13 protein-coding genes are annotated in these 12,863 nt (G+C 38.6%); 9 read left to right on the top strand and 4 right to left on the bottom strand.

Going from position 1 to position 12,863, the window contains the following annotated elements; translation table 11 throughout:
• Window positions 1-10 precede the first annotated feature (10 nt).
• Window positions 11-904 (top strand): L-serine ammonia-lyase, iron-sulfur-dependent, subunit alpha, encoded by an 894-nt coding sequence (sdaAA, locus tag IGL13_RS00425; RefSeq protein ID WP_002356122.1) that lies wholly within the window; start codon window positions 11-13, stop codon window positions 902-904.
• Between the two features lie 26 nt (window positions 905-930).
• Window positions 931-2,202, top strand: a complete 1,272-nt coding sequence (gene serS, locus IGL13_RS00430) for a serine--tRNA ligase (protein ID WP_002356123.1) — start codon at window positions 931-933, stop codon at window positions 2,200-2,202.
• 15 nt (window positions 2,203-2,217) lie between these two features.
• On the opposite strand, the gene IGL13_RS00435 is transcribed toward serS, so the two are convergent.
• Both IGL13_RS00435 and IGL13_RS00440 read right to left on the bottom strand, forming a co-directional pair.
• On the bottom strand, window positions 2,218-3,189 hold the full coding sequence (locus IGL13_RS00435; protein WP_002390352.1) for an alpha/beta hydrolase: 972 nt from the start codon (window positions 3,187-3,189) through the stop codon (window positions 2,218-2,220).
• Between the two features lie 130 nt (window positions 3,190-3,319).
• Window positions 3,320-3,799, bottom strand: coding sequence for an arginine repressor (locus tag IGL13_RS00440; RefSeq protein WP_002356125.1), 480 nt, complete (start codon window positions 3,797-3,799; stop codon window positions 3,320-3,322).
• 218 nt (window positions 3,800-4,017) lie between these two features.
• On the opposite strand from IGL13_RS00440, the gene IGL13_RS00445 reads away from it, so the two are divergent.
• The 6 genes from IGL13_RS00445 (at window position 4,018) to IGL13_RS00470 (ending at window position 10,355) form a co-directional block, all read left to right on the top strand.
• Window positions 4,018-4,530: an arginine repressor gene (locus tag IGL13_RS00445; RefSeq protein ID WP_002387472.1), complete on the top strand. Its 513-nt coding sequence runs from the start codon at window positions 4,018-4,020 to the stop codon at window positions 4,528-4,530.
• Between the two features lie 296 nt (window positions 4,531-4,826).
• Window positions 4,827-6,053 carry an arginine deiminase gene (gene arcA / locus IGL13_RS00450; RefSeq protein WP_002356129.1) on the top strand — a complete coding sequence of 409 codons (1,227 nt, stop codon included), beginning with the start codon at window positions 4,827-4,829 and terminating at the stop codon, window positions 6,051-6,053.
• Window positions 6,054-6,078: 25 nt separating this feature from the next.
• Window positions 6,079-7,101, top strand: coding sequence for an ornithine carbamoyltransferase (gene argF / locus IGL13_RS00455; RefSeq protein WP_160747730.1), 1,023 nt, complete (start codon window positions 6,079-6,081; stop codon window positions 7,099-7,101).
• A gap of 105 nt (window positions 7,102-7,206) precedes the next feature.
• Window positions 7,207-8,139: a carbamate kinase gene (gene arcC / locus IGL13_RS00460; protein WP_002356132.1), complete on the top strand. Its 933-nt coding sequence runs from the start codon at window positions 7,207-7,209 to the stop codon at window positions 8,137-8,139.
• 24 nt (window positions 8,140-8,163) lie between these two features.
• Window positions 8,164-8,856 carry a Crp/Fnr family transcriptional regulator gene (locus IGL13_RS00465; protein WP_430604613.1) on the top strand — a complete coding sequence of 231 codons (693 nt, stop codon included), beginning with the start codon at window positions 8,164-8,166 and terminating at the stop codon, window positions 8,854-8,856.
• A 47-nt stretch (window positions 8,857-8,903) separates the two neighbouring features.
• On the top strand, window positions 8,904-10,355 hold the full coding sequence (locus IGL13_RS00470; RefSeq protein WP_002356134.1) for a YfcC family protein: 1,452 nt from the start codon (window positions 8,904-8,906) through the stop codon (window positions 10,353-10,355).
• 90 nt (window positions 10,356-10,445) lie between these two features.
• On the opposite strand, the gene IGL13_RS00475 is transcribed toward IGL13_RS00470, so the two are convergent.
• Together IGL13_RS00475 and IGL13_RS00480 are read right to left on the bottom strand one after the other, a co-directional pair.
• Complete coding sequence (locus tag IGL13_RS00475) at window positions 10,446-11,126, bottom strand: type 1 glutamine amidotransferase domain-containing protein (protein ID WP_002378702.1); 681 nt, start codon at window positions 11,124-11,126, stop codon at window positions 10,446-10,448.
• Window positions 11,123-11,458 carry an ArsR/SmtB family transcription factor gene (locus IGL13_RS00480; RefSeq protein ID WP_002359261.1) on the bottom strand — a complete coding sequence of 112 codons (336 nt, stop codon included), beginning with the start codon at window positions 11,456-11,458 and terminating at the stop codon, window positions 11,123-11,125. The genes IGL13_RS00475 and IGL13_RS00480 overlap by 4 nt, the downstream gene beginning before the upstream one ends.
• 179 nt (window positions 11,459-11,637) lie before the next feature.
• On the opposite strand from IGL13_RS00480, the gene IGL13_RS00485 reads away from it, so the two are divergent.
• Entirely contained in the window at window positions 11,638-12,654 is a 1,017-nt protein-coding gene (locus IGL13_RS00485; RefSeq protein ID WP_002401629.1) for an NADP-dependent oxidoreductase, read from the top strand.
• The last annotated feature ends 209 nt before the right edge of the window (window positions 12,655-12,863 follow it).

The following is a 12,863-nucleotide window of genomic DNA, read 5'->3' on the forward strand; positions in this document are numbered from 1 at the left end:
AGTTTGACATATGTACCTTTCGATTGAAGAATTTATCGATAAAGCTGAAAAAACAGGAAAAAAAATCTCTGATTTGATGATTGAGCAAGAAATGGAGCGTAGCCAAAAAAGCTATGAAGAAATTTGGACACAGATGGGTCAAAATTTGGATGTCATGGATGCTGCTGTCAAACGCTCGCAAGAAGGAGCAGGCGTTTTTTCTCCTACTGGGTTAACGGGCGGTGATGCGGCGCGTTTAAAAAAATACCGCGCAGCTGGCAAAACGTTATCAGGTGATTTAATGATGTCTGCAGTTCAAGCCGCACTAGGTACGAATGAAGTCAATGCAGCAATGGGCGTTGTTTGCGCAACGCCAACTGCTGGTGCAAGTGGCACCTTACCAGGGGTTTTAACAGCGATTAAAAATACCTTGAATTTAACGCGTGATCAACAAATTCGTTTCTTATTTACCAGTTCTTTATTTGGAATGGTCACAGCCAACAATGCGATGATTGCTGGTGCTGTTGGTGGATGTCAAGCCGAAGTAGGCAGTGCTTCAGCGATGGCCGCCGCTGCAGCTGTTGAAGCGGCTGGCGGAACACCACGCCAATCTTCTGAAGCTTTTGCTATGGCTTTAGGGAATTTATTAGGTTTAGTTTGTGACCCAGTGGCTGGGTTAGTCGAAATTCCTTGTGTCAAACGAAATACAGTAGGTGCAGGCAATGCGTTAATCGCTGCGGATATGGCTTTAGCTGGAATTGTAAATAAAATACCAGCAGATGAAGTGGTGGAAGCCATGAATAAAGTTGGCCGTCAATTACCACGAGAATTGAGAGAAACGGGTTTAGGTGGCTTAGCTGGCACAGCGACTGGCCAACGAATGAAGAATGAAATTTTTGAAAAAGTAAAATTCACCATTGTTTAAAATTTAATCATGAAGAGGGAAATAAGATGCTGGATATGAAAAAAATTCGCCAAAATGTAGAAGTAGTGCAGAAAAAGTTAAAAACACGTGGTGTGGACGAGGAAGTTTTATTACGCTTTTTGGCTTTAGATGAAGAACGAAGAGCGTTACTTGTTAAAGTTGAAGAACTGAAAAAACACCGTAATCAGGTATCAGGAGAAATTGCACAATTAAAGCGTGCACAAAAAGATGCTTCACAACAGTTGCTAAATATGCAAGAAGTTAGCGAGCAAATTAAAGTTTTAGACCAAGAAGTTGTTCATTTGCAAGAACAATGCACAGCAATTGCAGAACGTCTGCCTAACTTACCTCATGAGAGCGTGCCTGTTGGCGCAGACGAAGCCGCCAACGTAGAAGTTCGGCGGTGGAGTACGCCGAAAACTTTTTCATTTGAACCGAAACCACATTGGGAAATCGGTGAAGCCTTAGGAATTTTAGATTTTGAAAGAGGCGCGAAAGTATCTGGTAGCCGTTTTCTTTATTACAAAGGCTTAGGGGCTCGTTTAGAACGAGCGGTCTATAATTTTATGTTAGATCAACATGTTAATGAACATGGTTATACCGAGGTGATTCCTCCTTATTTGGTCAATAGCAAAGCAATGTTTGGCACTGGTCAGTTTCCTAAGTTCAAAGAAGATGTCTTCCAAGTTGCAGAAAGTGATTTGACGCTGATCCCCACAGCGGAAGTCCCGTTAACTAACTACTATAATAATGAAATTTTAGATGCGCAAGAGTTACCGATTTATTTTACTGCTTTAAGTCCTTCTTTTCGCTCGGAAGCGGGTAGTGCAGGCCGTGATACCCGAGGATTAATTCGTTTACACCAGTTCCATAAAGTAGAAATGGTTAAATTTAGTGATGCAGAACACTCCTATGAAGAATTAGAAAAAATGACCAACAATGCTGGAGACATTTTAGAAAAATTGGGCCTCCCTTATCGAGTGATTACTCTTTCGACAGGTGACATGGGCTTCTCGGCAGCGAAAACCTATGATTTAGAAGTTTGGATTCCGGCACAGAAAACGTATCGAGAAATTAGTTCTTGTTCAAACTGTGAAGACTTCCAAGCACGTCGGGCGTTGATTCGTTATCGTGATAAAACGGGTCATGTTCAATATGCCCACACTCTTAATGGGTCAGGACTTGCTGTTGGTCGAACAGTGGCTGCCATTTTGGAAAATTATCAAAATGAAGATGGCACCGTAACGATTCCAGAAGTTCTACGTCCTTATATGGGCGGTTTAACGAAAATAGATTAAAAAAGAAGGTTGATGTCACAACATCAACCTTCTTTTTTTATTCGTTAAATCCGTTAACCAATGCCCAATTTCTTGAAAAACTGTAGCTTTTTCCGTTTCTAATAAAATTTCATGACGCAATGTGGGAAATAGTCGTAACGTCACGTGCTGAAAACCTGCATGCTTTAATTGCTTTTGAATTTTCGCTGGCCCCTTGCTGAAATCACCAACTGGGTCTTCAGCGCCACTAATGATTAAAATAGGCAATTCTTTTGGGATCGCTTGGTACCAATTCCTTTGATTGGCTCGTTTAACAAGCGAAAAAAGGGTAGCAAAACCATTATTGGTAAATACGAAGCCCATTAATGGGTCATTTTCATAGTCAGCGACATTGGCTTGATTTTTAGAAAGCCAATTAAAGGAACTTGCTTCAGGAAATTTTTTACTAAAAGAACCAAATGCCAGCTTATCAATGAACGGAGCTGGTTTTTTCGGCTGTTTCTCGGCCATTTTTTTAATAAAAGGCAATGCTGCGGTTAAAGGTAACGGACTTGTTCCAGTGCCCATGAAAATGACTCCTTGCACAGTCACAGGATAGTCTTGCAGATAGTTGCGCAAGGCGAAAGACCCCATGCTGTGACCCATCATAAAATAGGGCAATTGTGGATAGCGATTCACAGCCCATTGTTTCACTTGATGAATATCTGTAACGACATTTTCAGGCCCTTGTTCTCCAAAAAAACCATAGATTGGTGCGCTTGGTTGTACAGATTCGCCATGACCTAGATGATCATGACCAATTACGGCAAACCCTAATTGATTTAAAAAACGAGCAAATTCATCATAACGTTGGATATGCTCTGCCATGCCGTGAATCAATTGAACTACGGCTTTGGGTGAAGGACAGGGCCAATGACGTACATTGAGCTGAGTTTGTTGATCGTTTGAAGTGAGTATGAATTGTTCAGTCATAAGAAACCCTTTCTTTGCTTTTTGATTATTATACAAAAAAAAGACGGTGTTCAAAAGAAAAACTCATGAGAAAACGCCTCAGCTTTCACTGAGACGCCTTTTTTTATTTATCTTTAATAAAAATAGCAATGATGTCAAAGAATAGTCGATTTTACTAAGTGATGAATTATGGGTGGTACAAATACTGCTGGAAATAGTTGTTAACTTCAAGGGCATCTTCTTTATTTTTTGAAAGAATTAAGATGGTATCATCCCCAGCGATGCAGCCCAAGATATGAGGGTTGTGGATACGTATGCGATCAATTAAAACCCCAATGGCTTGCCCGTTGCCAGGTAAGACGGTTAAAAGATTTGTGAACTCTATTTGTGTTAAAGAAACACCAGTTTCAATAATAATGTCAACAAGACGTTCTTCATCTGTTTTATATTTTGGACGAAGGGCAGAATTATTCAAGATACGATAATAGGCTTCTCCTTGACCATTGTCTACTTTGTTTAAATTCAGCTCACGAATGTCACGAGAAATAGTTGCTTGCGTGGTGTGAATATTTTCTTTTTCCAATAATGCTAGTAATTCACTTTGTGTATGGATTTCATTTTCTGTGACCAATCGCTTAATCATCGTTTGGCGTTTTAATCGGTTCATTACTTTCCTCCAGTTCAGTTAATCATGCAAAAAAACATCATTGCTGTTATTTAAAACGGTGCCAGTAATTCCCTAAAATCACTGTACAACGTTTTACTAAATTGTGCAAGTCTCACTTTTTTAAATGCGAAATATCCGACAAAATCAATGAGAATCTTTTGGCTAAACGACCCTTTTTCTATTCTAATTAGAGAGATTCTGCTAGTATTGCTTTGTAAATGTCTGGGGGAAGGGTGTTATTTGTGAATAAGCAAACACGCCAAAGTTTGATTAAAGAAATCATTCAAACAACCGTAATTCATAGTCAAAATGAGTTGTTAAGAGAATTAAAAAAGCGCGAGATAAATGTCGCACAAGCAACGATTTCACGGGATTTATGGGAATTAAAAGTCGTCAAAGCATTAGATGAGTCTGGCGAGATGCGGTTAACGATTTTTGAACAATTCACTTCTTTAGAAGAACGAAAAAAAGAACAGTTGATACAAGCAATTCGTGAGGTAGTGACCAAAGTTGAACGTGTCGCCTTTTTACTAGTGGTTCATACATTACCAGACAACGCAACATTGTTTTCAGCTGTACTTGATGAAGTGTCTTTGTGTGAAAAGAAATGTTCTGTCGCTGGCTTCGACACTGTTATTATTGTTTCATCATCCGAGGAAAAAGCACAAGAACTAGAGCAGTATTTTCAACAATTTATTCAGCCAACACCTTTGTCAAAAAGTAACGCATAAAAGGAAGGGAGCCAGAAGTCGTTTTGACTTCTGGCTCCCTTCCTTTTACCTCTATAAGATTATAACTTTATGAAGTGTATGGAGAAATAATTTTTTTTGAATAAATGCATTTTTTTTTATTTAATTATGCATTATTTTTTTAGAATATCTATGAAAGCGCATTCTTTTGGGCTGGAAATATGCATAAGAAAGAATACCGTTGTATATTTGGTATTTTGTTTGGCAAATGGCTCACGTCCTAGGTTAATCAGGTCTGTTATTCTGTGTTTGTAATTAAGTTGAGGAGGTTATTTCACATGAGTCATCCAATTAATGTATTTTCTGAAATCGGGAAATTGAAAACAGTGATGTTACATCGTCCAGGTAAGGAATTAGAAAATTTAATGCCAGATTATCTGGAGAGACTGTTGTTTGATGATATTCCGTTTTTAGAAAAAGCACAAGCAGAACATGATGCATTTGCAGAGTTGTTACGATCAAAAGATATCGAAGTGGTCTATTTAGAGGACTTAGCTGCTGAAGCGTTGATTAATGAAGAGGTCCGCCGACAATTTATTGACCAATTCTTAGAAGAAGCCAATATTCGCAGTGAATCAGCAAAAGAAAAAGTTAGAGAGTTAATGTTAGAAATTGACGACAACGAAGAACTTATTCAAAAAGCGATTGCTGGCATTCAAAAACAAGAATTACCTAAATATGAGCAAGAATTTTTAACAGATATGGTTGAAGCGGATTATCCATTCATTATTGATCCAATGCCTAACTTATACTTCACACGTGATAACTTTGCGACAATGGGCCACGGGATTTCTTTAAATCATATGTATTCAGTAACTCGACAACGGGAAACCATTTTTGGGCAATACATTTTTGATTATCATCCTCGTTTTGCTGGAAAAGAGGTTCCTAGAGTCTATGATCGTTCAGAATCAACCAGAATTGAAGGTGGCGATGAATTAATTCTTTCAAAAGAAGTGGTGGCCATTGGGATTTCTCAAAGAACGGACGCCGCGTCAATTGAAAAAATTGCGAGAAATATTTTTGAACAAAAATTAGGATTCAAAAATATCTTGGCTTTTGATATCGGTGAACATCGTAAATTCATGCATTTAGATACCGTTTTTACCATGATTGACTATGATAAATTTACGATTCATCCAGAAATCGAAGGCGGCTTGGTTGTTTACTCGATCACTGAAAAAGCAGATGGAGACATCCAAATTACAAAAGAAAAAGATACATTAGATAACATTTTATGCAAATACTTGCATTTAGACAATGTTCAACTAATCCGTTGCGGCGCTGGAAATTTAACAGCAGCAGCCCGTGAACAATGGAACGACGGTTCAAATACATTAGCAATTGCCCCTGGGGAAGTTGTTGTTTACGATCGGAATACGATTACGAATAAAGCGCTAGAAGAAGCAGGCGTGAAATTGAATTACATTCCAGGAAGTGAACTAGTACGTGGCCGTGGTGGCCCTCGTTGTATGAGTATGCCACTTTACCGTGAAGATCTTTAAAAAACACCCAAAAATAGGAGGAATCATCATGAATTCAGTATTTCAAGGACGTAGTTTATTAGCAGAAAAAGATTTTACAAGAGCAGAATTAGAGTATTTGGTAGACTTCAGTATTCACTTAAAAGAATTGAAGAAAAAAGGGATTCCACATCACTATTTAGAAGGAAAAAATATCGCTCTTTTATTTGAAAAAACTTCGACACGGACACGCTCTGCGTTTACGACAGCAGCGATTGATTTAGGGGCACATCCTGAGTATCTAGGCGCCAACGATATTCAATTAGGTAAAAAAGAATCTGTTGAAGATACAGCGATTGTTTTAGGTAGTATGTTTGACGGGATTGAGTTCCGTGGGTTTAGTCAAGAAGTAGTGGAAGATTTAGCGAAATATTCTGGTGTTCCTGTTTGGAATGGTTTAACGGATCAATGGCATCCAACACAAATGATTGCGGACTTTATGACAGTGAAAGAAAACTTTGGTCGTTTAGAAGGAATCACTTTAGTATATGTCGGCGATGGCCGTAACAACATGGCAAACAGCTTGTTAGTGACAGGTGCTATTTTAGGCGTAAATGTTCGCATTTGTGCACCAAAAGAATTGTTCCCTTCTGATGAAGTCGTTAATTATGCAAAAGAATTTGCGAAAGAATCTGGTGCAGAATTAATGATTACAGACGACGTTGCTAAAGGTGTTAAAGGAGCCAACGTGTTATATACAGACGTTTGGGTGTCCATGGGTGAAGAAGATAAATTTGAAGAACGTGTCAATCTGTTGAAACCTTATCAAATTAATATGGCTATGTTAGAAAAAACCGAAAACATGGATGGCGATTTAATCGTATTACACTGTTTGCCAGCCTTTCATGATACGAAAACACAATACGGTGAAATGGTTGCTGAAAAATTTGGCATTACTGAAATGGAAATTACGGATGAAGTCTTCCGCAGTAAATATGGTCGTCAATTTGAAGAAGCAGAAAACAGAATGCATTCTATTAAAGCGATCATGGCAGCTACTTTAGGCAACTTATTCATTCCTCGTGTGTAGGAAGCAACTGAAAAAACATTGAAAAAAGAATAGTCGTTTCGCCCTTTAAGAGATTCTTTTGAAGGGCGGCCTATTCTTTATTATGATAGGAAAGAAGGATTTGTAATGGGGAAAAAAATGGTCGTTGCACTAGGCGGAAATGCCATCCTTTCAAATGATGCTAGCGCACATGCACAACAGCAAGCATTAGTTCAAACATCTGCCTATTTAGTTCATTTAATTAAACAAGGGCATCGGTTGATTGTTTCACATGGCAATGGTCCACAAGTCGGAAATCTATTATTGCAACAACAAGCAGCTGATTCTGAAAAAAATCCAGCGATGCCGCTAGATACGTGTGTTGCTATGACACAAGGAAGTATCGGCTACTGGTTGTCCAATGCGCTTAATCAAGAATTAAACAAAGCAGGAATCAAGAAACAAGTGGCTACTGTTTTAACACAGGTGGTCGTAGATCCAGCAGATGAGGCATTCAAAAATCCAACAAAACCGATCGGTCCATTTTTAACAGAAGCTGAAGCCAAAGAAGCAATGCAAGCAGGTGCTATTTTTAAAGAAGATGCAGGACGTGGCTGGCGCAAAGTCGTTCCAAGTCCTAAGCCAATTGATATCCACGAGGCTGAGACTATTAATACCTTAATAAAAAATGATATAATTACCATTTCATGTGGTGGTGGCGGCATCCCTGTCGTAGGACAAGAATTAAAAGGTGTCGAAGCAGTAATCGATAAAGATTTTGCTTCTGAAAAACTAGCAGAATTAGTGGATGCGGATGCACTAGTTATTTTAACTGGCGTGGATTATGTGTGCATTAATTATGGCAAACCAGATGAAAAACAATTAACCAATGTCACTGTAGCAGAGTTGGAAGAATACAAACAAGCGGGTCATTTTGCACCAGGTAGTATGTTACCGAAAATTGAAGCCGCCATTCAGTTTGTAGAAAGCCAACCCAATAAACAAGCAATTATCACTTCTTTGGAAAACTTAGGAAGTATGAGCGGCGATGAAATCGTAGGAACGGTTGTGACAAAATAAAGTATAGTATTTAGGAGAATTAAGATGATGATAGAGAAAATAATCACTAAAAATAATCAAGATTTTCAATACTTTTCTGAATCAGAACTAACAGAATTGCGTAACGAGAGTTTCGTTCGCTCCTATAAAAAAGGCCAAGTCCTTTTTTATCCAGGTGATCCGAGAAATCATTTAATTTTATTGCTTTCAGGTGTCATTAAAATTGAAAAAAATGATCGCAGTGGTAATTTTTCCTATCTGCATTTTATGAAAAAGCAGGCTCTTTTTCCGAGAATCGGACTGTTTCAAGATGAGGTTCATTACGACTCCGCGATTGCCTATACGGATATTGAGGTTGTGTTTGTGCCAGTTAAACTGTTTGAGCGTTTTCTCCAAAATAATCCCCAGCAATTGATTCATTGGATTCAAGAACAATCGGTCCTTTTAAAAGAAAGTATGATCAAAATCCAAAAAGGAACAACCAATGATGCATGTGAACGGATTGTGACATCACTGGCGATGTTATTAAATGATTTAGGAGAACGAATTGACAACAGAGAACGCGTTGCAATTGCTTGTCCAATTACCATTAATGACATTGCACGGATGAGTGGAACTACGCGGGAAACAGCAAGCAGTGTTATGAAAAAATTAGTCCAAATGAACCGTATTAGCTACAGTCATAAATTCTTAACTTTTCTAGATACACCATTCTTTATTGATCGATTGAGTAATTAATCATAGAGAAGGGAGATACAGGAAAGTAGGTTCCTGTATAAAAGGATATGGCAGAAAAAAAGAAGAAAAACAAAAAACAGCTTTCGTCTTTTAGTATTTTATTTATTATTTTAATTGTTTTAGGTATCGTAACGGTCTTGCTAAATGGCCAGCCATTTACCCCAAGAGAAATTGATGGCAAAATGGTTGACCACGTGGTAGGGGCCAAATTATCGGATATTATCATGGCTCCATTCAATGGGTTTAAAGATGCCATTGAAATTAATATTTTTATTTTAGTACTCGGTGGCTTTTTAAATATTGTGACGCAAACTGGGGCTCTTGAAGCAGGGATTCAATCAGTCGTTAAAAAGTTAAAAGGGAACGAATTGAAAATCATTCCGATTTTAATGATTTTATTTTCTATTGGTGGTTCGACTTATGGAATGGCAGAAGAAACAATTCCTTTTTATGGTTTATTGAGTGCCACCATGGTCGCCGCTGGTTTTGATACGTTTGTCGCAGTGGGTACTGTGCTATTGGGTGCAGGATCAGGTGTTATCGGTTCAACGGTTAACCCTTTCTCCACAGGGGTAGCGATGGATGCGTTGCGAGGTATTGGCATTCAGCCGAATACAGGAATTATTTTAATTGTCGGTGCTATTTTGTGGGCGGCCTCTACTAGCTATTCTATTTTCATTGTGATGCGTTATGCGAAAAAAGTGAAGGCTGACAAAGGTTCAACAATTTTATCTTTACAAGAACAAGAGGATATGGAAAAAACGTATGGACAAGCAGCGTCGAAAGAAATGCCATTTACGAATCGTCATAAAAAAATCTTAATGGTATTCGCTTTCTGTTTTGTCATTATGATTGTTTCCTTAATTCCATGGAACGACTTTGGAGTGACGATTTTCAAAGGCTGGACGTCTGTTTTAACAGGCAACAGTTTCGGTGACTGGTACTTTGGCGACTTAGCGATGTGGTTCTTCCTTTTAGGGATCATTGCTGCCTTGATTGGTCGCTTTACTGAAAAAGAAACCATTGAAGCATTTATCGACGGTGCCAAAGATATGTTATCCGTTGTTTTAATTATCGTAGTTGCTCGCGGGGCATCTGTTTTGATGTCTAAAACGTATTTAGATTCATTTATCCTTGATAAAGCGGCAGGCTTATTACAAGGACTCTCCCCAGTCTTATTTGTCATCGGTGCCTTTGTTTTATACTTAGGTTTATCTTTCCTAATTCCTTCAACTTCTGGTTTAGCGTACGTTTCTATTCCTGTAATGGGTGCGTTAGCTAAAAACATTGGTTTAAGTCCAGAAGTGATGGTTATGATTTTTGCTTCAGGTTGTGGTTTGATTAATTTGATCACGCCAACATCTGGTGTCGTAATGGGTGGTTTGGAAATTTCCAAAGTTCAATATGCCACTTGGACAAAATTCATGGCCAAACCAATGATTGTCTTAGGCTTAATTAACCTAATTATCTTAATTGGCGCGATGTTACTCTTTAGCTAATCAAAAATTTTTTATGTTAGGGCTTCGGCTTTCGGAAAAAAGAAGAAGCAATGAAACAACAGCGACTACCTAAAAGTAGTCGCTGTTGTTTCATTTTGATAGTTGTTGAATTAACAATCTTGCGACAGCGCGGACAGAAAAAGGATTTTGCCCAGTGATTATACGGCCATCTTGATACGCAAATTCTTTATAGGGACGCTTTTTCGCAAAATTAGCACCATGTTCTTTGGCAATTGTTTCGTTTAAGAAAGGAACAACTGCTTTTTTCATGGCTAAAATTTCTTCTGCAGTAGTGAAGCCAGTAATGGTTTTATCTGCAACCAAATAATTTCCTGACGCATCTTTGACATTTAAAAGACCAGCAATTCCGTGACAAACAGAAGTTAGGTATTTGCCCTGTTCGTAAAGGCTACGAGTGATTGCTTGCAACTGAGGATTATCAGGAAAGTCCCACATAACGCCATGGCCTCCTGTAAAGTAAATTGCTGCGTATTCATCTGGCTCAATTTCTTCAAGAGAGAGGGAATGCGCTAGCGCTCGTTCTTGAAAATCAGCACTTTCATAAACTGCCATAATGGATGAATCTACATATTTCATACTCCGGGGATCCAAAGGGACATAGCCTCCTTGGGGACTAACATAGTCAACTGAAAATCCTGCTTTGGTTACTTCTTCCACGAACTCCGTGGCTTCACCTAGCCAGAGGCCCGTTGGTTCTTCGGTGCCGTGATAACGGGAAACGTTTGTGAGGACCACGAGAATTTTTTTCATGCTTGCTTCCTCCCTGGCATAATCGACGTAATGTGGGTCAATAGTTGTTGGAGTTGCTCAATTTTGGTGGTATCGTGAGAAAGTGAGTAATAATTTTTAGTTCCTTCACTGCGACAATCAATTAATTTGGCTTGTTTCAAAATTTTTAAGTGGTGAGAAACAGCGGGACGTGAGAGTTGTGTCGCCTCTGTTAACTCAGTGACACGACGGCCAACACAGGCCTGGTCTTCTAACAGTGCAATAATAATTGCTTGGCGTTTTTCATCACCCAATGCGATTAAAAAATCACTAAGCGCAGTAAATTCTGTTTGAATTCCTTCTAATTCTTTCATATTCTTTCGCCTCTTTGGTTCGTATTTTTAAACGATTAAACCATTTTTCGTGTTTTTTGTCAATAAAATACGCTGAGGGCTGAAACTTGACGTGGATCCCATTTTTCGTTAAGATACTAATTGATTAAAGGTTTAAACTTTTAAACCAATAAAAGGGATAGAAAGAGAGGAAAGATTCAATGATGAAAGCCGCTTTAATTCATAAATACGGACAAAAAGAATTATCAATCGAGGAGGTGCCCTTACCCACCATTCATGACAATGATGTTTTGGTCAAAATTATCGCTGCCAGTATCAACCCGATTGATTTAAAAACAAAAGATGGCAAAGTAAAGATGCTTTTAAATTATCAAATGCCACTGATTTTAGGCAGTGATTTTGCTGGGATTGTTGTTTCTGTTGGAAAAAATGTTCAAAATTTTAGGCTGGGCGATGCAGTTTACGGACGAGTACCCAAAAATCGCGTGGGAACTTTTGCTGAATATATTGCAGTGGATCAAGCGGCTGTAGCTATGAAGCCGAAAAATTTAACGTTTGAAGAAGCTGCGGCCATTCCGTTAGTCGGTTTGACAAGTTATCAAGCGCTACATGATATTATGAATGTACAGCCAGGCCAGAAAGTCCTGATTCAAGCAGGTTCAGGAGGGATTGGAACCATTGCGATTCAATTAGCAAAACTAGCGGGCGCTTACGTTGCCACCACAACGAGTAGTAAAAATAAAGAATGGGTTCAAGCGTTGGGAGCAGATGAAGTGATTGACTATCGGACACAAAATTTTGAAGAAGTTTTATCCGACTACGATTATGTGTTTGATACAATGGGGGGGACAATCTTAGAAAAAGCTTTTTCAGTGGTTAAACCTCAGGGAAAAGTTGTTACATTGTCAGGCATTCCCAACGAACGTTTTGCTAAAGAGTATGGCTTGCCGCTTTGGAAACAATGGGCCTTTAAAATAGCTACTCGCAAGATTCATCGATTGGAGCAAGCCACAGATGTTAGTTATCATTTTTTGTTTATGCGTCCAGATGGCGAGCAATTAGCTTTACTCACTGAGTTTATTGAACAGGGAAAATTACAGCCGATAATTGACCGAGTCGTTCCTTTTAGCCAAATTCAAGAAGCGGTGGACTATTCACTGACAGGACGAGCGCAAGGGAAAATTGTTGTGAAAATCGCCGATGTTGATCACGACTAAGTAAAGGAGACTTGCAAGAAAAACAGGCCTATTTTTCTTGCAAGTCTCAAAGTTTACCATTTAAACGCCGTCTAACAAAAGTGATTTTAGGCGGGAAAAGATTTTTATAGAAAATCCTCATTTTTCCAGTTTCTATTTTGCAAATTCGTTATTTTTTGTTATTCTATTGATGGTTGTGTATGCGCTTTCTTTTAGGTGGATACACAAAA

Source organism: Enterococcus sp. DIV1937 (genome assembly GCF_050535975.1).
GTDB lineage: Bacteria > Bacillota > Bacilli > Lactobacillales > Enterococcaceae > Enterococcus > Enterococcus faecalis.